The sequence below is a fragment of the uncultured Tenacibaculum sp. genome (assembly GCF_947494125.1).
Lineage (GTDB): Bacteria > Bacteroidota > Bacteroidia > Flavobacteriales > Flavobacteriaceae > Polaribacter.
Map to the genome: position 1 here is coordinate 31,915 of NZ_CANLTU010000007.1, position 23,921 is coordinate 55,835.

General features: G+C 29.2%; 24 protein-coding genes. 21 read left to right on the plus strand and 3 right to left on the minus strand.

Annotated features, from left to right (window positions below):
* Window positions 1–202 precede the first annotated feature (202 nt).
* From Q0881_RS12005 to Q0881_RS12040, 8 genes are all read left to right on the plus strand, one after another.
* On the plus strand, window positions 203–1,090 hold the full coding sequence (locus Q0881_RS12005) for an AraC family transcriptional regulator (RefSeq protein ID WP_299160555.1): 888 nt from the start codon (window positions 203–205) through the stop codon (window positions 1,088–1,090).
* Window positions 1,091–1,597: a TrmH family RNA methyltransferase gene (locus tag Q0881_RS12010; protein WP_299160557.1), complete on the plus strand. Its 507-nt coding sequence runs from the start codon at window positions 1,091–1,093 to the stop codon at window positions 1,595–1,597.
* Complete coding sequence (hemH, locus tag Q0881_RS12015; RefSeq protein WP_299160559.1) at window positions 1,597–2,628, plus strand: ferrochelatase; 1,032 nt, start codon at window positions 1,597–1,599, stop codon at window positions 2,626–2,628. The genes Q0881_RS12010 and hemH overlap by 1 nt, the downstream gene beginning before the upstream one ends.
* A 2-nt stretch (window positions 2,629–2,630) precedes the next feature.
* Complete coding sequence (locus Q0881_RS12020) at window positions 2,631–3,221, plus strand: CopD family protein (RefSeq protein WP_299160562.1); 591 nt, start codon at window positions 2,631–2,633, stop codon at window positions 3,219–3,221.
* 8 nt (window positions 3,222–3,229) lie between these two features.
* Window positions 3,230–4,141, plus strand: coding sequence for a glutaminase (locus tag Q0881_RS12025; RefSeq protein WP_299160564.1), 912 nt, complete (start codon window positions 3,230–3,232; stop codon window positions 4,139–4,141).
* Window positions 4,142–4,273: 132 nt separating this feature from the next.
* Window positions 4,274–4,798 (plus strand): hypothetical protein, encoded by a 525-nt coding sequence (locus tag Q0881_RS12030; protein WP_299160566.1) that lies wholly within the window; start codon window positions 4,274–4,276, stop codon window positions 4,796–4,798.
* A 504-nt stretch (window positions 4,799–5,302) separates the two neighbouring features.
* Window positions 5,303–5,470: a hypothetical protein gene (locus tag Q0881_RS12035; RefSeq protein ID WP_299160568.1), complete on the plus strand. Its 168-nt coding sequence runs from the start codon at window positions 5,303–5,305 to the stop codon at window positions 5,468–5,470.
* An 85-nt stretch (window positions 5,471–5,555) separates the two neighbouring features.
* Entirely contained in the window at window positions 5,556–5,951 is a 396-nt protein-coding gene (locus Q0881_RS12040; protein WP_299160570.1) for a hypothetical protein, read from the plus strand.
* Window positions 5,952–6,115: 164 nt separating this feature from the next.
* Here the strand turns inward: Q0881_RS12040 and recR are convergent, their stop codons facing one another.
* Entirely contained in the window at window positions 6,116–6,733 is a 618-nt protein-coding gene (gene recR, locus Q0881_RS12045) for a recombination mediator RecR (RefSeq protein ID WP_299160572.1), read from the minus strand.
* Between the two features lie 94 nt (window positions 6,734–6,827).
* Here recR and Q0881_RS12050 point away from each other — a divergent pair, with 94 nt between their 5' ends.
* From Q0881_RS12050 to Q0881_RS12080, 7 genes are all read left to right on the plus strand, one after another.
* Window positions 6,828–8,291, plus strand: a complete 1,464-nt coding sequence (locus Q0881_RS12050) for an aminoacyl-histidine dipeptidase (protein WP_299160574.1) — start codon at window positions 6,828–6,830, stop codon at window positions 8,289–8,291.
* A 63-nt stretch (window positions 8,292–8,354) separates the two neighbouring features.
* Window positions 8,355–8,942, plus strand: a complete 588-nt coding sequence (locus tag Q0881_RS12055; RefSeq protein ID WP_299160576.1) for an ACP phosphodiesterase — start codon at window positions 8,355–8,357, stop codon at window positions 8,940–8,942.
* 6 nt (window positions 8,943–8,948) lie between these two features.
* Entirely contained in the window at window positions 8,949–10,640 is a 1,692-nt protein-coding gene (gene ggt / locus Q0881_RS12060; protein ID WP_299160578.1) for a gamma-glutamyltransferase, read from the plus strand.
* 328 nt (window positions 10,641–10,968) lie between these two features.
* Window positions 10,969–11,826 carry an RluA family pseudouridine synthase gene (locus Q0881_RS12065; RefSeq protein ID WP_299160580.1) on the plus strand — a complete coding sequence of 286 codons (858 nt, stop codon included), beginning with the start codon at window positions 10,969–10,971 and terminating at the stop codon, window positions 11,824–11,826.
* 59 nt (window positions 11,827–11,885) lie between these two features.
* Window positions 11,886–12,377, plus strand: coding sequence for a hypothetical protein (locus Q0881_RS12070; RefSeq protein WP_299160582.1), 492 nt, complete (start codon window positions 11,886–11,888; stop codon window positions 12,375–12,377).
* 56 nt (window positions 12,378–12,433) lie between these two features.
* Window positions 12,434–13,111: a tRNA (guanosine(37)-N1)-methyltransferase TrmD gene (gene trmD / locus Q0881_RS12075; protein WP_299160584.1), complete on the plus strand. Its 678-nt coding sequence runs from the start codon at window positions 12,434–12,436 to the stop codon at window positions 13,109–13,111.
* Window positions 13,104–14,582, plus strand: a complete 1,479-nt coding sequence (locus tag Q0881_RS12080; RefSeq protein WP_299160587.1) for a glycosyltransferase family 39 protein — start codon at window positions 13,104–13,106, stop codon at window positions 14,580–14,582. The genes trmD and Q0881_RS12080 overlap by 8 nt, the downstream gene beginning before the upstream one ends.
* On the opposite strand, the gene Q0881_RS12085 is transcribed toward Q0881_RS12080, so the two are convergent.
* A complete protein-coding gene (locus Q0881_RS12085) occupies window positions 14,572–16,068 on the minus strand; it encodes a glycosyltransferase family 39 protein (RefSeq protein WP_299160588.1) in 1,497 nt (498 codons plus the stop codon). The genes Q0881_RS12080 and Q0881_RS12085 overlap by 11 nt on opposite strands.
* On the minus strand, window positions 16,068–16,601 hold the full coding sequence (locus tag Q0881_RS12090; protein WP_299160589.1) for a phosphatase PAP2 family protein: 534 nt from the start codon (window positions 16,599–16,601) through the stop codon (window positions 16,068–16,070). Before Q0881_RS12090 ends, Q0881_RS12085 begins: the two co-directional genes overlap by 1 nt.
* A gap of 632 nt (window positions 16,602–17,233) precedes the next feature.
* Here Q0881_RS12090 and rplS point away from each other — a divergent pair.
* The 6 genes from rplS (at window position 17,234) to Q0881_RS12120 (ending at window position 23,913) form a co-directional block, all read left to right on the plus strand.
* Window positions 17,234–17,581 carry a 50S ribosomal protein L19 gene (gene rplS / locus Q0881_RS12095; protein ID WP_299160590.1) on the plus strand — a complete coding sequence of 116 codons (348 nt, stop codon included), beginning with the start codon at window positions 17,234–17,236 and terminating at the stop codon, window positions 17,579–17,581.
* A gap of 699 nt (window positions 17,582–18,280) precedes the next feature.
* A complete protein-coding gene (locus Q0881_RS12100; protein ID WP_299160592.1) occupies window positions 18,281–20,506 on the plus strand; it encodes an NADP-dependent isocitrate dehydrogenase in 2,226 nt (741 codons plus the stop codon).
* Window positions 20,507–20,714: 208 nt separating this feature from the next.
* Complete coding sequence (gene murQ, locus Q0881_RS12105) at window positions 20,715–21,530, plus strand: N-acetylmuramic acid 6-phosphate etherase (protein ID WP_299160594.1); 816 nt, start codon at window positions 20,715–20,717, stop codon at window positions 21,528–21,530.
* Window positions 21,523–21,762, plus strand: a complete 240-nt coding sequence (locus Q0881_RS12110; RefSeq protein ID WP_299160596.1) for a DUF6095 family protein — start codon at window positions 21,523–21,525, stop codon at window positions 21,760–21,762. Before murQ ends, Q0881_RS12110 begins: the two co-directional genes overlap by 8 nt.
* 1 nt (window position 21,763) lies before the next feature.
* Window positions 21,764–22,819, plus strand: a complete 1,056-nt coding sequence (locus Q0881_RS12115) for a D-alanine--D-alanine ligase (protein ID WP_299160598.1) — start codon at window positions 21,764–21,766, stop codon at window positions 22,817–22,819.
* Between the two features lie 119 nt (window positions 22,820–22,938).
* Window positions 22,939–23,913: a hypothetical protein gene (locus tag Q0881_RS12120; RefSeq protein WP_299160601.1), complete on the plus strand. Its 975-nt coding sequence runs from the start codon at window positions 22,939–22,941 to the stop codon at window positions 23,911–23,913.
* Window positions 23,914–23,921: the final 8 nt, after the last annotated feature.

The window sequence follows — 23,921 nt, forward strand, 5'->3', positions numbered from 1 at the left end:
CATCAATAAAAGTCGGTCAAAAATAGAAAGATTAAGCATAAAAAAGTATCGCTAAAAGAACTTTTAATGTCGTTATCTGTTTTTTAACCTAAAATTATCGCTAAAACACAGATAAAGTGTATTTTTGCAATGAAATCAACTATTAAGGATGCACTACATTAGAATCATTCTAAATAAATAATTTTAATTTATCTTTTGATTTATGTCAAAAAACATCGCAGAAAGTACATTTAGAGAAGTTTCTTTAGAAAAAGGTTTTTTTGTTTTGAAATTTCAAAACAACTCTAATAAAACAGAAATATATAAAAGAGATATTGACAGTTCTTACATACAACTACACTACTGTGTAAAAGGCAATTGCAAATTTCATTTCAACAATAATAGCTACACATTTAATGTACTTGACAAGCATTCTATTTTTTTATACAACCCACAACAAGAATTACCTATTAATTTAGAAATCCTTCCTAAAACTTCTTTAGTTTCTGTTATAATATCTATTGAAAAATTTCATGCGTTGTTTTCTAAAGAAGCTAGTTATATTCCTTTTTTAAGCGATAATAATAAAAACAAAAAATATTACGACAATACAGAAATTAAAGCAAATACCTTAATAGTTCTTCAACAAATTTTAACGTCAAAAAATCATAGCTCAATACGAAACTTATACATAAAAGGAAAAATATATGAATTGTTAAGTCTTCATTTTGATAACGGTGAAAATACTAATGATGAATATTGTCCTTTTTTAGTAGATGATAGAGATGTTTTAAAAATTAGAAAAGCAAAAGATATTATCATTTTAAATATGAGTGAACCTCCTAGTTTACAAGAATTAGCTAATGAAGTTGGTTTAAACTTAAAGAAGTTAAAAGAAGGTTTCAAACAAATTTATGGAGACACTGTTTATAGTTTTTTATTTGATTATAAAATGGAACATGCTCGAAAGCTTTTAGAAAGTAATCAATTAAATGTAAATGAAGTTGGTCTTCAAGTTGGCTACAGTACTTCAAGTCATTTTATAGCCGCTTTTAAAAAGAAATTTGGCACGACTCCTAAACAATATGTTATTAGCTTACAAAATGACTAAATGAAACAACTTACACATTACGACATACAAAACAAGCAAAAAACATTTCCTATAACTATAGTTTGCGATGCCATTAGAACTCCTGAAAACATAGGAATGTGTTTTCGTATTTCTGAAAGCTTTGGAGTTGAGAAAATATTTCTTCATGAAAGCTCTCCTTCAACAGAAAACAGGATTGTAAAAAAAACAGCTAGAAATACATTAACTCAAATCAATTATGAATATTATACTAATTTTGAGGAAACTATTAATCAGTTAAAAAAAGAAGGAAATACTATTATTGGTATTGAAATAACTGATAAGAGCATAAATATTCAAGATTATAATTTTTCTTCTAATGAAAAAGTAGTATTACTTTTAGGAAGCGAACGAAACGGAATTGAAAATATAAATTTACTAGATGCAACAGTAGCTATCCCTATGTTTGGTAGAAACTCTTCTATGAATGTAATTCATAGTTTAGCTATTGCATTATACGAAACCACAAATCAACTGAAAAACATATAATGAAAGGAGTTTTATTAGTTAACTTAGGATCTCCAAAAAGTACTGACCCTAAGGACGTAAAAAATTATTTAGGTGAGTTTTTAATGGATGAACGTGTAATTGACGTTCCACTTTGGCTACGTACTTTTATTGTAAAAGGCATTATTTTAAATACACGTCCAAAAAAATCTGCGGCAGCCTATAAAAAAATCTGGTGGAAAGATGGCTCTCCATTAATTGTACTTTCTGAAAGATTACAAAAAAAAGTGCAACAAAAAACAGAACTTCCTGTAGCTTTAGCTATGCGATATGGAAACCCTTCGTTAAAAAGTGGATTACAAGAATTACACGATAAAGGTGTTACCGATGTCATGCTGATTCCGTTATACCCGCAATTTGCCATGGCAACTACCGAAACAATTGTTGTTTTAGCAGAAGAGTTACGCAAAGAATTTTTTCCTCAAATGAAAATTTCTGATGTTCCTGCTTTTTACAACAAGTCTGAATATATCAAAGCGCTATCTAATAGTATTAAAGTTTATTTAGCTGATAAAGACTATGATCATGTACTATTCTCTTATCACGGAGTTCCTGAAAGACACATTAGAAAATCTGATATAACAAAATCACATTGCAGACCAGAAATAGCTGGCGAAGCTAGTTGTTGTAACACCCCATCGAAAGCTCATGAATTTTGCTATAAGCACCAGTGCTACCAAACAACTAAAAATGTAATCTCAGAATTAGGTTGGGATACTAATAAAGTGTCTACATCTTTTCAATCCCGTTTAGGTGTAGACCCATGGCTACAACCATACACGGATAGAACTATTGTAAACAAAGCCGAAAAAGAAGGCATTAAGAAGCTCGCAATTGTTACTCCCGCTTTTGTTTCCGATTGCTTAGAAACTTTAGAAGAAATTGCCATGGAAGGGAAACATGAATTTCTAGAAGCTGGTGGAGAAGAATTCCACACCGTTCCTTGTATTAATGACAATGATGAATGGGTAAATGTTTTAGCTGGATGGATTAACGATTTTAATAATAATTAATTATGGATTTTTTATACGTAAAAGCATTACATATTATTTTTGTTGTAACCTGGTTTGCTGGTTTATTCTATATTGGTCGTTTATTTATTTATCATGTAGAGGCTGAAAAAAAAGAAGAGCCTGCAAAAACTATTTTACAAACTCAATACAAACTAATGTCTAAACGCTTGTGGTATATAATCACCTGGCCTTCATTATTTTTAGCTAGCTTTTTTGCTTTTTGGATGCTTTGGAAAAATCCTATTTACTTAGAAATGCCATGGATGCATATAAAATTAGCCTTTGTTTTTTCATTATATTTTTATCATGGTTTTTGTCATAAAATTTACAAAGAATTACAGCGTGATAAAATCACATATTCATCTACAAAACTTAGAATCTTTAACGAAGCACCTACTGTAATTTTATTTGCTGTTGTATTTTTAGCAGTTTTAAAAAATAGCATTAATTGGATTTGGGGAGTTGCAGGAATTATTCTTTTTGGCATTTTATTAATGATAGGAATTCGTTTTTACAAAAAAGTAAGAGCTAAGAAATCTTGGGACAAATACGAACAAGAGCTTATTGATGAAGATAAAAAAGAAAATTTATAATTTGAAGAGTGGATTTTAAAGAAATAATTCAAGAGACTTATCTAAAGACAGATAAGATAAGCAATAAAGGAACATTAGCTACATACATACCGCAATTAGCCAAAGTAAATTCTAAAAGTTTTGGAGTTTATATATCAACAATCGATAATTTAAATTTTGGAATTGGTGATTGTTACCAAAAATTTTCTATTCAAAGTATTTCAAAAGTATTATCACTAAGTTTAGCTTATAAAATTCTTGGTGAAAAAATATGGGAGAGACTTGGAGTTGAACCTTCTGGAACAGCTTTTAACTCTCTTGTACAGCTTGAAACTGATAATGGCATTCCTAGAAACCCTTTTATAAATGCTGGTGCAATTGTTATTTCAGATATTCTTCTTAGTAATTTAGAAAATCCTAAAGAAGATTTTTTGACTTTTGTTAGAAATATAGCTAACAATTCTGAATTAAACTATTCTAGTAAAATTGCTGCTTCTGAAAAAGAAGTTGGATTTAGAAACATTGCTTTATGTAATTTTATTAAATCTTTTGGTAATATTAAAAACAAACCCTCTGATGTTCTTGATTTCTATTTCGATCTCTGCTCTCTTGAAATGAACTGCAAAGAACTTTCGGAAGTTTTCTTATTTTTAGCCAATGAAGGAAACTCAGTAACTAACAAGTCTATTTTAACCAAAAGTCAATCAAAGAGAATTAATGCTTTGATGCAAACTTGTGGTTTTTATGATGAATCTGGTGAGTTTTCTTTTAAGGTTGGATTACCGGGAAAAAGTGGTGTTGGTGGAGGAATCATAGCAATACATCCAGGTAAATATAGCATTGCTGTTTGGAGTCCAAAACTAAATACTAAAGGAAATTCTTATAAAGGAATGAAATTTCTCGAAGAGTTTACTACAAGATCTGAGTTATCAATTTTCTAATTACCCCTGTTTATTTTCATTTCAAATTAACAATACAATCATTCGTCTATAGATTCATTCACTTTATCTAATTTAAAAAAATTGACCCACTTTCAAAAGTAATTTTACGTTAAATTTTTAAATTAGCACAAAATGTCAAATTCCTTTTTAGAACTAAAAAGTTTAATTAACGAATCTTTTCAAGATTACCTTATTAGAATCAGGGAAAATGATGCTTTTAATCATGTCCCTGACGAAGTGTTAGAACAATGGATGTATCCACATTTTAATCAATCATTCACTATTAAACATTACTCTGCTATTAATTTTTATAAGGTTAAATTTAATTTAGTTGAATTAACTACAAATCAAGTTAAGAAATTCACGATACTCAATAAATTTGCTTCATATGTAGAATTAAAATCCAAATACAAGAACTTTGAAAGCTTTCCTTACCTAAAACCCAAAGATCTTAATTACTGGAAAAATAATAAAACTTGGACCACACCACCTATCGTAATAAAACCAATTGACTTCCCCGAATTAGAAACTACAAATTTAAAAGTAGAAAAAAACTATCATTTAATAGAAGGGCATAGTAGGTTAAGTTATTTTAAATCTATTAACTCTTTTGCAAAATTAGCAAACACACATAAAGTTTTTTTAATCAAAAAATAAAACAGTCTAAAATATTATTTTATACTTCTTGTGACTTATTATAAAATACTGTGTCATAAATATATACAATTGCGACACCCCTTTTGTATTCCTAGCTCCTATTGGGAGCTTTTTTATACTACACCAAACAACTAACTATTTTATAAGTTTGAGCACTCCTTTCTCTCCCTTTAAATTATCACACCTTATTTACATTTCAATTTCATAAAACGACTCTTCATCCCCACTTTAATTCTTTTCATCTGATTTCACTAAAACGCTTCTCTTTTCAATACTATCTTTGAAGCATAAATTAAAATTTATTTTCATTTTTTAATAATTTGATTGTTTTTTTCATTAGAAAAAAAGTGACTCTGAAAGTTAACTTCTTTTCTTTTTTTTCTAAAAAATACTACTTTCTCTAAAATAAAATTTCAAACTACAAAAAATTGATATTTATTTTTGGGTAACACTTTTCTTTTCTTTGAACATACTAATGATATTAATCTTAAAAATTTAATTATTATGTTTAAAAACATTTCAAACTTAGGTAAAACCTTAAACAAAACAGAACAGCAATCTATTAACGGAGGGGTATTACCTCCTGTTAATGAATTATGTGTTCCTTTACCTAAAGAAGCTACTATTTGCCTTTTACCTATCAACCCTCACTGTTGTGGTTTATGGGATTAAAAAAAATGCGAACTCATGTTCGCTTTTTTTTAATTACCTTACTTTTTACCCTATCCAGACCTATCTAATTCAAATTTAATTAATTATGAAAAAATCATTACTCTTAACTCTCTCTATTTTTTTTTTACTTTCATGCACTGACACAGATCAAAATATTAAAGACCCTTTTATTGGTACTTGGCATAAGTTTTCTTACCAAGGAAAAGAAGTAAGTAATTGTGAAAAGAAAACTACTTTTAATGTAGAAGAAAATGGAACTATCTCTATATCATCTTTTGAAGAATATGAAAGCAAATGTATAGATGATGGATCCACTTCTGGTAAATGGAGTAGACATAACGAGAATAATTACGGGATTACCTTAGCTGGCGACTCATCACCTAGCCTTAGGGAAGTTATTTTTAAAGACAACAATAACACTTTTACTTTTACAGATAATGAAAATGGAAAAACATTTACGTATACATATAAAAGAAAATAATTCTTGTTTATAAAATTATTATAGGGTAAGCATTTTACAGCCCTATAATAATTTTATTTATCTTTTACCTTACCTGAAAGATGTTTTTTTACTCAAACACTAAAGAAACCACCATACATTACTAATCAGAAATGTACCTTTACAAAACACAAATCATAAAACAACTACCCCTTAATAGACTGCTCAAACGGTATTCTATTTACAATACTTCTACCTAAAGTTATCTCATCTGCATACTCTAACTCACCCCCCACTGAAATACCTCTAGCAATTGTTGATGTTGTTATATTATATTTTTCAATTTGTTTATATATATAAAAATTAGTTGTATCACCCTCCATTGTAGAACTTAAAGCAAAAATCAATTCTTTAATTTCACCATTTCCTACTTTTTCAATTAATGGTTCTATTTTCAAATTCTGTGGTCCTATTCCTTCAATAGGTGAAATTTTACCTCCTAACACGTGATATAGCCCCTTAAATTGCGCTGTGCTTTCAATAGCCATTACATCACGAATGTCTTCAACAACGCATACAATCTCTTCATTTCTATTTGGATTATTACAAATATCGCACAAAACTGTATCTGAAATATTATGACACTTTTTACAAGATTTCACATCATTTCGTAAGTGAGTTAAAGCCTCCGTTAAATACTTCGTATTCTCATTAGGCTGTTTTAATAAATGTAACACCAAACGAAGGGCGGTTCGTTTACCAATACCTGGCAACCGACTCACTTCATTTACAGCATTCTCTAATAATTTTGATGAAAAATCCATGCTGCGAATTTACAATTTTTCAATAAAGAAGCTACCAATATATTTCATCTAAAAAAAGTATCTTCGTACTTTAAAATTAAACAAACAATTCTCAATGAATTCGGAAATAAAAAACTTAGAACCTAAAGCAGTTTGGAAAAACTTTGCTGATTTAAACGCTGTACCTCGTCCTTCTAAAAAAGAAGAAAGAGTGATTCAATTTATGGTTGATTTTGGTAAAAACTTAAATCTTGAAACTATGGTTGATAAAGTTGGTAACGTAATTATTCGCAAACCCGCTTCAGCAGGTATGGAAAATCGTAAAATGATTGTAATGCAAAGTCATTTAGACATGGTTCACCAAAAAAATGCAGATACTGTTTTTGATTTCGATACTGAAGGAATTAAAATGTTTGTTGATGGTGATTGGGTTAAAGCTGATGGAACTACCTTAGGAGCTGATAATGGATTAGGTGTAGCTTCAATCATGGCTGTTTTAGAATCAACTGATATTGCGCATCCAGCTATTGAAGCTTTGTTTACCATAGATGAAGAAACTGGTATGACTGGCGCAATGGGCTTAGAAGGTGGTGTTTTACAAGGTGAAATCTTATTAAACCTTGACACAGAAGAAGATGATGAAATTGGTATGGGATGTGCTGGCGGTGTAGACGTTACAGCTACAAGAACCTACAATGAAGAAGATACTTCAGAAAACACAACTTCTTTTCAAATTTCAATTACTGGTTTAAGTGGAGGGCATTCTGGAATGGACATCATTAAAGGTTTAGGAAACGCAAACAAAATAATGAACCGTTTGTTATTTGATGGTTTTACAAATTTTGGTTTAAGAGTTTCTGAAATAAATGGAGGTAGCTTACGTAATGCAATACCGCGTGAAAGTTTCTCTACTGTTGTTATCGACACTGTTTCTAAAGAGCCTTTCTTATTTGAAATTCATGAATTAATAAACAATATTAAAGCTGAATTTACAACATTAGAACCAAATTTATCTATTGAATTAACTCCTGCTGAAACTCCAAGTAAAGTTATGGATTTAGGAGTTCAAGAAGGTTTAATAAAATCTATATACACAGCATTGAATGGTGTTTACCGTATGAGTCCGGATATTGATGGTTTAGTTGAAACCTCAAACAATATAGCGCGTGTTATTGTAAAAGATGGTGCTATTAAAATAGGATGCTTAACCCGTTCGTCTTCTGAAACAAACAAATGGGATTTAGCAAACTCTTTACGTGCTGCTTTTGAATTAGCTGGATTTAATGTTGATTTTTCAGGATCTTATCCTGGATGGTTACCAAATATAAATTCTGAAATATTAAAAACAGTAGCTAAGTTATATGAAGACTTACATGGAGAAAAACCAAATGTAGCTGCTTGTCATGCAGGGTTAGAATGTGGTATTTTAGGTCAAAACTATCCTGATATGGATATGGTTTCTTTTGGCCCAAATATAAAAGGAGCTCATTCTCCTGATGAACGTGCACAAATTTCATCAACACAAAAATATTGGAAATTTTTACTAGAAATTTTAAAGAATACACCAGTAAAAAACTAGTGCAAATACATTTTTTTTAAAACCACAACTTTTAAGTTGTGGTTTTTTGTTTACATTTATCAAATGAATTTTTTAGCCCACTTATACCTCTCTGGAGATAATACTGAATTAATGATTGGTAATTTTATTGCAGACCACATTAAAGGTAATAAGTTTTCACATTACTCAGAAGGTATTAAAAAAGGCATACTTCTACATAGAGAAATAGATACTTTTACAGATGCTCATGACATAGTTAGAAAAAGTAAAAGAAGACTACATGAAAGGTACCGTCATTATGATGGAGTTATTATAGATATTTTTTATGATCATTTCTTAGCTAGAAACTGGAAAAAATATTCACAAATCCCTTTAGACATCTATGTGAAATCGGTATATAATTTACTGCAAGAAAACAACAATATACTTCCAGATAAAACAAGAGAATTACTTCCATATATGATACAATACAATTGGTTATATAATTATCAATTTGCAAAAGGTATTCAGGAAGTTTTAAACGGAATGAATAAACGTACTCAAGGAAAATCAAAAATGAATTTAGCTACAGAAGACCTATTAATTCATTACGAAATACTAGAGGAAGATTTTACTTTATTTTTTGAAGATCTACGTAATTTCTGTAATTCAAAATTAAATCAAACTGCTTAAAAAACTATGAAAAATATTTTTTACTTCATCTTACTATTAATTGGTATATCTAGTTGTAAAACTATAGTCGAGAAAGAAAAAACTACTGGTTTAATCACTAACAAAGCAATGGTAGTTTCTGCACGTGAAGAAGCTTCTAAAATTGGAGCAAGCATACTTAAACAAGGAGGAAATGCTTTTGATGCCATGGTAGCAACTGAGTTAGCCTTGGCTGTTGCCTATCCTTATGCTGGTAACATTGGTGGTGGTGGTTTTATGGTATACCGAAAAAACAATGGCGAAATAGGCGCATTGGATTATCGTGAAAAAGCACCTTTAGCCTCATCTAAAGATATGTTTTTAAATGAAGATGGAAGCGTTATTAAAAACAAAAGCACATTAGGAGCTATGGCAGTTGGAATTCCTGGAACCGTCGCTGGAGTTTTTGCTGCTCATAAAAAATTTGGGAGCTTACCTATTTCAACTATATTAACTCCAGTAATTGAATTAGCTAAAAGAGGAGTTATCGTTACCAAAAAGCAAGAAAATAGAATAAAGAAATACCAACCTTATTTTCTAAAAACAAATAAAGAGCCTATAATTTTCGATAAAGATTGGAAGAAAAACGACACCATCAAATACTCTGCTCTAGCAGAAACGTTAGAACGTATTTTAAAAAATGGTCGTGATGAATTTTACAAAGGTGAAACTGCTAAACGACTTGTAAAATTTATGCAAGCCAATGGCGGAATTATGACTGAAGAAGACTTAGCGAAGTATGAAGCTAAATGGCGAACTCCAATAACCTTTTCATATGATGATTTGCGTATTATATCTATGTCTCCTCCTTCAAGTGGAGGTATTTGTTTAGCTCAAATTATGAATGCAATAGAACCTTATGAATTAGATAAATTTGGACATAACACTACCAAAACAATACAAGTAATTACTGAGGCTGAGAGAAGAGCTTACGCAGATAGAAGTCATTTTTTAGGTGATCCTGATTTTGTAAAAATTCCATTAAAAACTTTAGTAAGTAAAGAATATACTAAACATAGAATGGATAATTTTTCTTTTGAAAAATCTACTTCATCCAAAGATGTTTCCCATGGAAGTATAGAAATGGTTGAAAGCAACGAAACCACACACTATTCTATTGTAGATCAATTTGGAAATGCAGTTTCGGTTACAACAACAATTAATGGCGCTTATGGTTCTAAATTATATTGTTCAGATTTAGGTTTCTTTTTAAACAATGAAATGGACGATTTTAGCAGCAAACCTGGAGTACCAAATATGTTTGGTTTAATTGGAGCTAAAGCAAATGAAATAGCACCAGAGAAACGTATGCTAAGTTCAATGACTCCTACTATTGTTGAAAAAAACGGAAACTTATGGATGGTTGTTGGAACACCTGGTGGATCTACAATCATAACATCTGTTCTACAAACTATTTTAAATGTACATGAATTTAAAATGGGAATGCAAGAAGCTATTAATCAACCGCGATTTCATCATCAATGGTTACCAGATGTTATTATGATGGAACCTAATAAGTTTGACACCACTGTAAAACAAAATTTACAAAAAGTGGGTTACACTTTAAATGAAGAAGATGCTCCTGTAATAGGTAAAGTTGAAGGTATTTTAGTGTTACCTAACGGAAAACTAGAAGGAGGTGCCGATCCTAGAGGAGATGATAAAGCTGTTGGTTTTTAATCAAAAGATTTTATTCTAATGAAACTTCATAAAAGAACGAATTACATCTTTTTATCTTTCTTATTTATTTGTAATATTTTATTCTTAATAATAAACTATAATATCTACAGTGAATACATAACAAGTTTAGGAAAAAAAAGAGCTCTATATGGGCTTAATTATATAAAATATTTTTATGTAATTTATCTTTTTATTTTTGAGATTTTCGCTCTATTTATTATTCTAATTTCGAATAAATCAAAATCAATTATATATCTTTCTTTTATTCTAATCATTATTTCATCTATATTGATTTTTATGGAACCATGGAAATGGTTCATCTAAACTTATGAAACATATAGAAACACATAAAGTTCCTTTATTAGAAAAACCTATTCGATTACAAGAATATGCAGTAGGTATTTTTAAAACAATTCCAACAAAATCTGGCATTAAAAAAGCTATTAAAAAAGAGTTAGTTTTTGTTAACGGAAAACTAGCTTCTACCGCCCTATTTATAATTGGCAATGAGCTTATAGAATTATTTAAAACTGAAGAAACAACTTCTTTTAAACGACTTGAACTTCCTCTAGAGGTATTGTTTGAAGATGATTATTTAGCTATTATTTATAAACCTTCTGGGATTTTAGTTAGTGGAAATTCATTTGCCACAATTGACAACGCTTTACAACAAAACCTAACTAAAAGCACCTTATTTGATGCCGTACGTCCAAGACCAGTACATCGATTGGATTATCCAACTAGCGGAGTTCTTTTAATAGGTAAAACAACTTCAAGTATTACTGCTTTGAACCAATTATTTGAAAAAAAACAAATCCAAAAAACATACCATGCTATTGGTATTGGTAAAATGGAACGGAATGGAGAAATAGATTTCCCTATTGATTCTAAGGAAGCATTTACAACATATGAAGTTATAAAAACTGTTCCATCCGTGCGTTTTAAGTATTTAAACCTAGTATTACTTCAACCAAAAACAGGAAGAAAACATCAATTAAGAAAGCATTTACTTTCTATTGAAAATCCTATACTTGGCGACAAAGAACATTATATAGAAGGTTTAATTTTAAATGGAAAAGGTTTGTATTTACATGCTTCTTCTCTAAAGTTTACACATCCTTTTACAAAAGAAAATCTTTCAATAAAAAAAGAACTTCCTAAAAAGTTTAATAAAATATTCCCTTAATACTTAGATAACTTGTCAGTTTTTCATTTTGATTTCGACTTCATTAAAAACCTTATTCTATGAAGTTCGCATTCTTTTTTTTCATTTTTATTAGTTCTATTGTCTCTGCTCAAAATATGAATATTGAAAAACTAGGTGAGATTATTACAAAAAACTCGGATAGTCTTGAAGTTAAAAATAACACATGGAAGTTTATACATAAAGACAGAATTCTAATATGTATTGCTGATAAAAAAGCAAATAGAATGAGAATTATTTCTCCTATTGCTAAAAAAGAACAATTAACCGAAGAATTAATTTTAAACTCATTAGTGGCAAACTTTCACACCGCTTTAGATGTAAAATATGCACTTTCTGATGAAATATTATGGTCAGTTTTTACACACCCTTTAAAAGAACTAACTACTCATCAAGTTGAAGATGCAATATCTCAAGTATATTATGCGAATCTTACTTTTGGAACTTTATTTTCAAGTACATCACTCACTTTTCCTGGAAATACTAAAAAGAAGGAACTTCAAAAAAGCATTCCTTTAAAAGAAAAAATTTAAGTTTCCTTCTATCAATTTCTTGAAAAATAAATTATAAATCTTGTACATTTGCAGCTATGCGAATAGATATTATTACTGTAGCTCCAGAATTACTTAAAAGCCCGTTTGAACATTCAATGATGAAACGCGCTATAGATAAAGGTTTAGCCCAAGTACATTTTCATAATTTAAGGGATTATGGGATTGGTTCTTACAAAAAACTTGACGATATGCAGTTTGGTGGAGGTGCTGGTATGGTTTTAATGATTGAACCAATTGCTAAGTGTATAGAGAAACTTCAATCTGAAAGATCATATGATGAAATTATTTATATGACTCCTGATGCTAAAACCTTAAACCAAGCAACAGCTAACACACTATCTTTAAAAGAAAACATTATTATATTAACTGGACATTATAAAGGTGTTGACCAGAGAGTTCGCGATAAGTTTATTACCAAAGAAATATCTATTGGCGATTATGTTTTAACTGGAGGTGAATTGGCAGCTGCAATTTTATGTGATGCCGTTATTCGACTAATACCAGGAGTACTAGGCGACGAGCAATCTGCTTTAACCGATAGTTATCAAGACAATCTACTATCTCCTCCCGTATACACAAGACCGTCTGAATATGAAGATATGAAAGTTCCAGACATATTATTATCTGGAAACTTTCCTAAAATAGAAGAATGGCGTAATGAAAAAGCATACGAACGTACTCAACAAATTAGACCAGATCTTTTAGATGAATAAGTTTATCAACTTCACCAAACAGCATCCAATAATTAGCATTATTATTGGTTTTCAATTATTCAGATTATTGCTCCTTCCTTTTATGGGATTAATGCCTCAGGATGCTTATTATCATTTTTACGGTGAAAATTTATCATTATCATACTTCGATCATCCTGGTATGATAGGCTATATACTTAGGGCTTTTACTACTGTTTTTGGCAAATCGGTTTTTGTAGTAAAATTTGCTGATTTTACAATTACTTCATTAACTCTTATTAGTTTTTACAAACTCGGAGCTAATTTCTTATCTAAGCAAAAATTAAACAGAGCAATTGTATTAATTACATCAACTCTTTTTATTTCGATACTATCTTTTAATTCAACACCTGATGTTCCTTTATTATTATTCTGGACATTAAGTATAACTTGTTTATTTAAAGCTATTTTTGAAGAAAAGAAATGGTTTTGGATTTATGGAGGGATTGCTATGGGACTAGCTTTTAATAGTAAATACACTGCTTTATTATTACAATTTGGTTTAATTGCTTTTTTACTTTTCTCTAATAAATACAGGAAATTATTTTTATCTCCTTGGTTGTGGTTAAGTCTAGTGATTTCTGCTTTAGTTACCCTTCCTGTTTGGTGGTGGAATTATGAACATGATTTTGCTTCATTCCTTTTCCAATCTTCAAATAGAACCGGAGATATTTCAAAATTCAAATTATCTCCCAAATACTTCTTTGGAGCTATTGGTCATCAATTGTTTCTATTATTACCTGTATTATTTGGTATTATAGTACTACTTACAACCAAATACATAAAAAAAGCACTTACTAAATTCAAACTACCAAGTAATAAAACATTATTTCTATTAGTATTTTTTGTTCCTACTTTTGTTGGCTTTTTTGCTATTACTCCCATTTATTGGGTTAAATTAAACTGGATGATGCCTTCTTATATAACAGGTATCTTTTTAGCAGGAATGTTTGTTACTAAAAAACTACTTAAATATCAAGTAATAACATCGGTAGTACTTCATTTATTATTGAGTCTACAAATCTTATTCTATATTGTGCCTATTAAAAGTGATGATACTTGGGTAGGCTGGAATGAATTAGCTAATAAAACAAAAGAACTTCAGGAAACATATACCAATACTTTTGTTTTTGCAGATGATAATTATAAAACATCAGCTGCTTTAAATTTTTTCATGGACCAAAAAGTATATGCACAAAATATTATTGGTTTACCGGCTTTACATTTTGATTATTTAGGAGATAACTTATCCTTATTAAATAATAAAGATGCAATTTTTTTAGACTCAGATAAACGATTCAATAATAAAAACATGAAAGGAAATTTACCTCAAAAGCTTCTTCCCTATTTTGATTCTGTTACTGAATTAAAACCGATAATACTTCATTCTAGAAACAATGAAGTTCGTAAATTTTGGGTTTACTACTGTAAAAATTATCAAACTAAACCTTAGATAACCTATACAGAAACACGTTTTTTACAATTACACCATTCCTTGTAATTGGAATAGTTTTTATAATTGAAATATTTTGATAATCGTTTTTAAATAAAGTTACTGGATCTTTAAAGTTCCTGCCATCGGTTATATATAAAACCTCCTTCTCTAATTTTGGATTGATATTATTAATCCAATAGTATTTATGTATTTTATCTAAAGTTCCTACTCCATAAACTTTCATTTTATTAGGTCTAGCTATGTAATAATCTATATGAGCAGCTGGATACCAATTATCTGAAATAATAGGTACTTTTTTTAAATCATATTCATTAAAAACAACTGATAGTTTCTCTGAAGCTTGCCTCCATCCATACATATCTAATAGAACATCATTCTTACCTAATTTCTCTTCACTTTCTGAAGAAGAATCTGGTAACATCCATCCATTATTAATTACTAATGTGACTATAATTAATACTATTGAAAAACTCAATATACCCACTGATAATTTCTTTATGATATTCTTTTTCTCTACAATAAACACCGCTATAATTGGTAGCAATGTAACATAAGATACTCCTGACCAATGTGGCAATGTGTTTCTAAATAATGAAAGATATATTGTGGTTATAATTAATGGCAGACTACATAAATAAAAAAAGTACTGTATTAATTTATCTACACTAAACTTATTTCTAAAAAAAGAAATTAGCACTAGAATATAAACAACAACTATGTATGGATTATTATAAATAAACTGTCCTAAGACTTCTCTTATAAATGAATTTATATTAAAATTAAAACTAAACAATGAAACTCTATCATTGTGAAACTTATAGCTAATAAAATTGTTTTCATAATTCCAATAAAGTATTAAACTAACTGCTAAAAAAGGAAAAATAAACCCTAGATGAAACAATATATTTTTCAACCACAACCTAGAAAATAGAATTACATACAAGACAACTCCAAATAATAAAAATACAGCTTGATATTTAGAATATATTGCACAAGCAGAGAAGAAAAACGCTAAAAATAACTTAGTATACAATTCTTTACTAGGCTTCTTTGGCAAAACTTGTATAAAAAAATAAAAACTTAGCAACCAAAAGAATACTAAAGGAGCATCTGGCAGAATAAATGTTCCTGCAATTATAAACCCATAAATATGTAAATGATATAATAAAACAGCAATAAAACCAGCTTTCTCATTCTTAATATAATTCCCTATTAAGAAAACAACATACATATTTATACTTGTAGGTATAATAGCAGCTAACCTAATGAAAAACTCTGAATCAAAATATAAATTCCCTGTAAAAAACTGAATAAAAAACCCAACCATTGGAGGGTGATCAAAATGACTCAAATCTGGGTATTTAGCATACAACCAATAATAAACTTCATCATTTCCAAATTCTAAATTCCCCGCTAAAAAAAGTCTTAATACAGTTCCTAGAACTATAATTCCTATTGCGACTCTTTTATATGGCAACTTCATTAATTTAACACATTTTTTTCTGAATAAAATAACCCCATACTTACAAAACCTATTAATATACCTAAAGTAGATCCTACAAAAATATCAATCCAAAAATGCTGAGAAAGATATACACGTGAAACACCAGCTACAAGTGCTAATGCTAACCATAAGTATTGCCAAGTACTTTTTCTAAAATACAAACATAAAATAGTAAAAATTGCAAAAGCTGTTATAGTATGTCCAGATGGAAATGTATTCCAGTATGCTATTTTTATTCCTTTAATTAAATATAAACTTTCTTCACCTAAAGCTTCAACTGGCCTAGGTATACCTTTAAAAATTATTTTCTTAAAAAAATGTGTTACTAAAAGAGTTAATAAACCACTTACTAGAAAAATCAATGCTATTCTTTTCTTTATAAAAAAGAACACCAAAGTCAACAAACCAAACATAACACCATCACCTAAATGTGTTGCATACTTAAAAAAGAAATCTAAGAAAGAAGTGTGAAATTTATTAATGTATAAATGAAGTGAAAACTTATTAACCATGCTTACTAAAAATAGAGAGCTTAAAAAAAACACTCCATAAACTAAAAACACTTGTTTTTTTATTGACAAAAGTAAATTAATTAAAATATACTTTTGTTTTTTAACTCTAACATTGGAGGAAATAGCGCTACTATAATTCATAACAAAAACACTTTACTATAATTCTTTTTTATCATTGATTGACAAAAGTATAAAGCATAGTAAAGCCTTTATTTACTAATGAATCCTATAACATGTTTTAGGATTCATTTCTCTAATTAGGACATATTTTTCAAAAATCAGGACTCATTTAATCATAGAAAATCAAAATATTATATAATAAACATCTTAAATACTCTAAATAAAATAAGCTATCCAAAACTTAGCTCTATACTTTAATTTCGTCTGTATAAAACTATTTTAAGAATGTTCAAAAAACATCAATTCAACTTTAAGTATTTTTAAACATTAACATCATAATTAACTTTGAGACAACTCTTTATTAAAATTACTCAAGAAAACAATAGCCAAAAAATAATTATCACTTTACATTCAATAATTAGAAAATAAATATTAAATTTGCAGCCACAAAATCAACCTCTGACGAAAATCGTGAATGTTGTTTTTAAACAACCATATAAATATTTATTAAGATGGATTTAGTAAAATTTGTTCAAGAAGAATTTGTAACAAAAAACGAATTACCAAAATTTGCAGCAGGAGACACTATAACAGTGTATTACGAAATTAGAGAAGGAGAAAAAGTGCGTACTCAGTTCTTTAGAGGAGTTGTAATTCAAAAAAGAGGTTCGGGTGCTTCAGAAACATTTACTATCAGAAAAATGTCTGGTACTATAGGTGTTGAACGTATTTTCCCTTTAAACTTACCAGCTATTCAAAAAATTGAAGTAAACAAAACTGGTAAAGTACGTAGAGCTCGTATTTACTACTTTAGAGGTCTTACTGGTAAAAAAGCAAGAATTAAAGAAAGAAGAAACTAAGATTTTTTCTTACTCAAGAAACTCAAAAGCACCATATTTAAATATGGTGCTTTTTTATTCACAAATGTTAATAACATTCGTTCATATCGTGTTGATATTTAAAACGTTAAATATTTTAGTATAGAAAATTGAAAACATACCTTTGTGTAGAACTTATTTTTAATTGATATTAAATTATGGTGCACACTGTAATAAATCATTAAAAGTAAATTCATAAAGTAACGTTCTTTATATATTGCTTTTAAACACTATTAAAACTTGTAAATAATATCAATTTAAAATAATTATAAGTTATTTTATAATTTATAATTATTAGTTATAAGTAACTATTAATACATTTAATTTTATAGTTCGTTAAAAGCAAAGAAACATATATTTTATAGATAGAATGTCTTTAAAGTTATGTTTCTACTTGAAATAGTTAAGCAGTTATTTCCAAGGAGACAACATAAATACTGTTTTATTTGATAATGTAGAAATACAGGTCAGTGCAAATACTATTTCAAAAGAAAGCCATATTAGACAAGAAATTGTTTGATATGGCTTTTATATTTAATAACAAAAACTATTTCACTTCTCTTTATTTTATCAAATCCTCAATAAAACACCCTAATTAATAACATTTTAGCATCAAAAAACTCAATCCGAATTCTTAAATTTGCATCACTTCAAAATTAATTTAATTTTTTACCTATAAATATGAACAAGACTGCTAAAATTATGTACACAAAAACGGATGAGGCTCCTGCGTTAGCTACACGTTCGTTTTTACCAATTGTAAAAGCATTTACAAAATCATCAAACATAGAGATAGAAACTAAAGATATTTCTTTAGCAGGAAGAATTCTTGCTAATTTTTCAGATTACCTAACAAAAGAACAACAAGTAGAAGATGCTTTAGCTTTTTTAGGTGATTTAGCAAAGAAACCTGAGGCAAATATTATAAAATTACCTAATATTTCTGCTTCTGTTCCTCAATTAAAAGCTGCAATTAAAGAATTACAAACTTTAGGATATGCATTACCTGATTTTCCAGAAGAAGCTAATACTGAAGAAGAAAAAGCAATTTTAGCACGTTATAACAAAATTAAAGGATCTGCAGTTAATCCTGTTTTACGTGAAGGAAACTCAGACCGTAGAGCTCCTAAGGCTGTGAAGAATTACGCAAAAAAGAACCCTCATTCTATGGGAGCCTGGAGTTCAGACTCTAAAACTCATGTAGCTACTATGACAGATGGAGATTTTGCACATAGTGAAAAATCGACCACAGTTCCTACTGCAACAGATGTACAAATCGTACACACAGATGCTAATGGAAACAAAAGAGTTTTAAAAGAAAAAGTTTCTTTATTAGCTGAGGAAGTAATCGATTCTTCTGTAATGAGCAAAAAAGCATTATTAACTTTCTTAGAAGAACAAGTAAAAGATACTAAAGAAAAAGGATTATTATTTTCTTTACACATGAAAGCAACCATGATGAAGGTTTCTGATCCTATTATTTTTGGACATGCTGTTCGTGTTTTCTTTAAAGATTTATTTGCAAAACATAGTCAAACTTTTGAAAAAATCGGTGTTGATGTAAATAATGGTTTTGGAAATTTACTAAGTAACCTTGAAGAATTATCTGCAGAAAAGAAAGCAGAAATTTTAGCTGACATTGAAACAATATATGCTAACAACCCTGATGTAGCCATGGTTAATTCTGACAAAGGAATTACCAACTTACATGTTCCTTCTGATGTAATTATTGATGCCTCTATGCCTGCAATGGTTCGTACTTCTGGACAAATGTGGAATAAAGAAGGTAAACAACAAGATACAAAAGCAGTTATTCCAGATAGCTCATATGCTGGATTATATCAAGAGACTATTGATTTTTGCAAGAACAACGGAGCTTTTGATCCTACAACAATGGGAACGGTTCCTAACGTTGGTTTAATGGCTCAAAAAGCTGAAGAATATGGTTCTCATGACAAAACTTTCGAAATTGCTTCTAACGGTAAAGTTCAAGTAATAGATACTAATGGAAGTATTTTATTAGAACACAATGTAGAGGAAGGTGATATTTGGAGAATGTGTCAAACAAAAGATGCACCAATTCAAGACTGGGTAAAGTTAGCTGTAACAAGAGCTAAAGCTTCAAACACACCTGCTGTTTTCTGGTTAGGAAAAAACAGAGCACATGATGCTGAAATTATTAAAAAAGTAGAAAAATATCTTCAAGATCACGATACAAATGGTTTAGAAATTAAAATTTTATCTCAAGAAGAAGCTACTAGATACACTTTAGAAAGAGTAAAAGAAGGAAAAGATACAATTTCAGTTACAGGAAATGTATTACGTGACTATTTAACTGACCTATTTCCTATTTTAGAACTAGGTACTTCTGCTAAAATGTTATCTATTGTTCCATTAATGAATGGCGGTGGATTATTTGAAACTGGTGCAGGTGGTTCAGCTCCAAAACATGTACAACAATTAGTTGAAGAAAATCACTTACGTTGGGACTCTTTAGGGGAATTTTTAGCACTTGCTGTTTCTTTAGAACATTTAGGAGATACAAACAACAATAATAAAGCTAAAGTACTAGCTGAAGCACTAGATGACGCTACCGACAAATTATTAGATAACAAAAAAGGTCCTTCAAGAAGAACTGGAGAATTAGACAATAGAGGTTCTCATTTTTATTTAGCAATGTATTGGGCACAAGCTTTAGCTTCTCAAGATAATGATCTTGAATTAAAAACTCAGTTTGCTCCAATTGCAGAAAAAATGGCTGCTAGTACAGATACAATTGTAAATGAATTAAATAAAGTTCAAGGAGAAGCTGTAAACATTGGAGGATACTACGAGCCTACTGATAAATTAGCTGATTCTATTATGAAACCTAGCGAAACATTAAACTCTATTTTAGCTAGTATTTAATAGAATTTATTAATAATTATAAAAAAAGCAGGTGAGAAGTCACCTGCTTTTTTTATTTACAACTTTAAATAGTTTAGTTTTTTTACACATATAATTAAACATTATTCTGAATAATACTTCTAAAATGACTAATTATAAACTCTCTAATAAAAAATGAATAACGTTATTTTTTTAGCTTATAAGAATTTATAATTAGTAAATTTGAACTATGAAATTCACCAAAACCACCGAACAAGATTCTAATTATAATGATTTGGAAAAAATGAGCATTTCTGAATTATTATTAAACATAAATAAAGAGGATCAAACCGTGCCTTTAGCCGTTAAAAAAGCATTACCTCAAATTGAAACACTAACAGAACAAATAGTTCTAAAACTAAAAGAAGGTGGACGCTTATTTTATATAGGAGCTGGTACGAGTGGACGCCTAGGTATTCTTGATGCTAGTGAATGCCCTCCTACTTTTGGTGTCTCTCACGACCTAGTAATGGGATTAATTGCTGGTGGAGATATTGCTATTAGAAAAGCAGTAGAATTTGCTGAAGATTCAACAGAACAAGGATGGATAGATTTAAAAAAACACAATATTTCAAATAAAGATATTGTTGTTGGTATTGCTGCTTCCGGAACCACACCTTATGTAATTTCTGCATTAGAAAAATGTAATGAAAAAAATATTATTACAGGATGTATTACATGCAATTTAAAAAGCCCATTAGCATTGACAGCTAAATTCCCTATAGAAGTTATTGTTGGTCCTGAATTTGTTACCGGAAGTTCAAGAATGAAAGCAGGTACAGCTCAAAAATTAATTTTAAACATGCTTTCTACCACAACAATGATTCAGCTTGAAAAAGTAAAGGGAAATAAAATGGTTAATATGCAATTATCTAATAATAAACTCGTGAATCGAGGTGAAAACATGTTAGTTTCTGAACTTAATATCGACAAAAAAGCAGCTAGTAAATTATTAGAAAAATACGGAAACGTTAAAGAAGCTATTAAAAACTTTACCAATGAATAAACCTAAAACTTTCGACAAAGTAGTTAAGAAATTTTTAATCCTATTAGGTCTATTAATTTTATCTCCAATAACTTTAAGTTTTGGTTTTAAAGCTCAACGAATTTTCACTGAAAGTCCTAAGAAATTTATTGCTTATATCTTACTAACCTTAGGTGTTTTTTTAATTTTATTCACCGTTTACTACGGGTTTAAAACTATAAAAGCATTTTTAGATAATCTATTTCAGAAATAAATTGAGATCAAATATCAAAATTGAAAAACTCTTTAATTGGGAGCATTGGCCATCTTATATGTTCTATATCCCTAATATTCCTTTTGCTTTTTATCATGCAATAAAAGCAGGGAGTTTAGTATTTTACACAGCTACAAATCCTGGGATTGAGAACTCTGGTATTGGTACAGAATCTAAGTTTAAAACACTTCAACTATTACCAGAAAAATATCTCCCAAAAACAATATTCCATAAAGCAAATTCAAACATTGAGTTGACTTTAAAAGAAGTTAACCAAAGTCAAATAACATATCCTTTAATAGCTAAACCAGATGTAGGCTTTAGAGGTTTATTGGTTAAAAAAATTGAAAATGAAAATACTCTAATTAGCTATTTAAAAAAATTTCCAATTGATGTTTTAGTTCAAGAATTTTTAACTCAAGAGAATGAATGTGGGATCTTTTATCATCGTATACCAAATGAAAAGAAAGGTAAGATTACATCGATTACATTAAAAGAATTTTTACATGTTATTGGTGATGGAAAATCAACAATAGAAGAACTTATTAAAAATGATAAAAGAGCTAAAATTTATATAGAGTTATTTAAAGAAGGTTGTTGCAATATAAACTTAGAACAGATTATACCTAAAGGGGAAAAAATAAAATTATCTTCAATAGGAAATCATTCAAAAGGAACGCGTTTTATAAATGGAAATCATCTTATATCAAAAAAACTCGAAGAAACTTTTAATAATTTAAACAATCAAACAAATGATTGGTATTACGGAAGATTAGACCTTAAATACAATTCTTTTAATGATGTAGAAAAAGGTGATTTTAAAATTTTAGAACTTAATGGAATTTTAGCGGAACCTACACATATATATGATTCACAAAACATTAACTACCCTAAAGCCTTAAAAGAAATTAGAAAACACTGGAAACAAATAAATAAAATAGCAAGGTTTAATCACGATCAAAATAAAGTACCTTATAGAACAACATTAGGCTTACTTAAAGATGTAAAAAAGCTAATTAATTACACCAAACTAATTTCCAAGTTAAACAAAAGTTAATCTATCTTTGTGACCTTTTAAAAAACTCTGTGTCAAAAGAATAAAATATATTTTTTCTATTGAAATTTATTTTTTATAACAAAAAAATTAATTATTATTGTAATACTAACCCCCAAGGTATGAAGATAAAAATCTCTTTAATACTTCTCCTTATTGTACAAATCCCTTTTTACGCACAGGTAAAAGTCGGGGAAAACCCTTCTGTTATCCATCCAAGTTCTGTTTTAGAATTGGAAAGTCCAGACAAAGTTTTAGTTATTAGTAGAGTTAGTACTTCAGTTATGAATACCATAACGCCACTTGAAGGCGCTTTAGTATACAATACAGATATTAAATGTGTATTCTTTTTTAACGGTACTTCATGGGAAAACTTATGCAATAGCGGGACTAGCACAGGAATAAACGTAACAACTTCAGGAACTGCGCCTACAACTAATAATACAGGTGATTTTTGGATTGACAACTCTAAAAACAACGCTGTTAGTATATGGAATGGAACTTCTTGGGTAAAGATTGATTCTAATCCTACAAGAGGTAATGGCCCTCCCCTTTTTAATCCTTCATTAACACCTATAGCTGGTGATATTTATGTAGACCAAAGTAATGGAAAAATCTATGCCTATAATGGCACAAACTGGGTAGGCACTGGTAGTGGTGGAGGTACAAGTTTAAATATAAATGCAAATAATGGTTTGTCGGCTGTAACCAATAGTTCTGGTACTACTATAGAATTAGGAGGTACATTAATTAAACCTACAATTATAGAAGCTTCGGCTATAAACACACTTTCTATAATAGGTTTACAGGATGGTAATACAACACAAGACGATATAGTAACTGTAAATAAAACTACAGGTCAATTAAGAAAAATTTCTCCTTCTAACTTTTTCAGAGAAGAAGTTACAGAAATAGTTGCTACTAACGGGCAACTACAATTTACCCCATCTATACTTATTAGCGATTCTAAAAAAGTAAATGTTTTTAGAAACGGCGTAAGAATAGATTTTACTGTTGTTAACAATACAACAATAGAAATAGAACCTGAAGCTGTATGCTATCAGGGTGATCAAATAAGAATAGTTCAATTTTATTAAACCCTATA

Bases quoted from the DNA above. Each gene is read 5' to 3' on its own strand.
- Q0881_RS12055 (WP_299160576.1), top strand. From the start codon at position 8,355: ATGAATTTTTTAGCCCACTTATACCTCTCTGGAGATAATACTGAATTA.
- Q0881_RS12020 (WP_299160562.1), top strand. From the start codon at position 2,631: ATGGATTTTTTATACGTAAAAGCATTACATATTATTTTTGTTGTAACC.
- Q0881_RS12100 (WP_299160592.1), top strand. From the start codon at position 18,281: ATGAACAAGACTGCTAAAATTATGTACACAAAAACGGATGAGGCTCCT.
- Q0881_RS12120 (WP_299160601.1), top strand. From the start codon at position 22,939: ATGAAGATAAAAATCTCTTTAATACTTCTCCTTATTGTACAAATCCCT.
- Q0881_RS12065 (WP_299160580.1), top strand. From the start codon at position 10,969: ATGAAACATATAGAAACACATAAAGTTCCTTTATTAGAAAAACCTATT.
- Q0881_RS12050 (WP_299160574.1), top strand. From the start codon at position 6,828: ATGAATTCGGAAATAAAAAACTTAGAACCTAAAGCAGTTTGGAAAAAC.
- recR (WP_299160572.1), bottom strand. From the start codon at position 6,733: ATGGATTTTTCATCAAAATTATTAGAGAATGCTGTAAATGAAGTGAGT.
- Q0881_RS12110 (WP_299160596.1), top strand. From the start codon at position 21,523: ATGAATAAACCTAAAACTTTCGACAAAGTAGTTAAGAAATTTTTAATC.
- Q0881_RS12090 (WP_299160589.1), bottom strand. From the start codon at position 16,601: ATGGTTAATAAGTTTTCACTTCATTTATACATTAATAAATTTCACACT.
- ggt (WP_299160578.1), top strand. From the start codon at position 8,949: ATGAAAAATATTTTTTACTTCATCTTACTATTAATTGGTATATCTAGT.
- Q0881_RS12070 (WP_299160582.1), top strand. From the start codon at position 11,886: ATGAAGTTCGCATTCTTTTTTTTCATTTTTATTAGTTCTATTGTCTCT.
- Q0881_RS12005 (WP_299160555.1), top strand. From the start codon at position 203: ATGTCAAAAAACATCGCAGAAAGTACATTTAGAGAAGTTTCTTTAGAA.
- rplS (WP_299160590.1), top strand. From the start codon at position 17,234: ATGGATTTAGTAAAATTTGTTCAAGAAGAATTTGTAACAAAAAACGAA.
- Q0881_RS12080 (WP_299160587.1), top strand. From the start codon at position 13,104: ATGAATAAGTTTATCAACTTCACCAAACAGCATCCAATAATTAGCATT.
- Q0881_RS12085 (WP_299160588.1), bottom strand. From the start codon at position 16,068: ATGAAGTTGCCATATAAAAGAGTCGCAATAGGAATTATAGTTCTAGGA.
- murQ (WP_299160594.1), top strand. From the start codon at position 20,715: ATGAAATTCACCAAAACCACCGAACAAGATTCTAATTATAATGATTTG.
- Q0881_RS12040 (WP_299160570.1), top strand. From the start codon at position 5,556: ATGAAAAAATCATTACTCTTAACTCTCTCTATTTTTTTTTTACTTTCA.
- trmD (WP_299160584.1), top strand. From the start codon at position 12,434: ATGCGAATAGATATTATTACTGTAGCTCCAGAATTACTTAAAAGCCCG.
- hemH (WP_299160559.1), top strand. From the start codon at position 1,597: ATGAAAGGAGTTTTATTAGTTAACTTAGGATCTCCAAAAAGTACTGAC.
- Q0881_RS12030 (WP_299160566.1), top strand. From the start codon at position 4,274: ATGTCAAATTCCTTTTTAGAACTAAAAAGTTTAATTAACGAATCTTTT.
- Q0881_RS12010 (WP_299160557.1), top strand. From the start codon at position 1,091: ATGAAACAACTTACACATTACGACATACAAAACAAGCAAAAAACATTT.
- Q0881_RS12035 (WP_299160568.1), top strand. From the start codon at position 5,303: ATGTTTAAAAACATTTCAAACTTAGGTAAAACCTTAAACAAAACAGAA.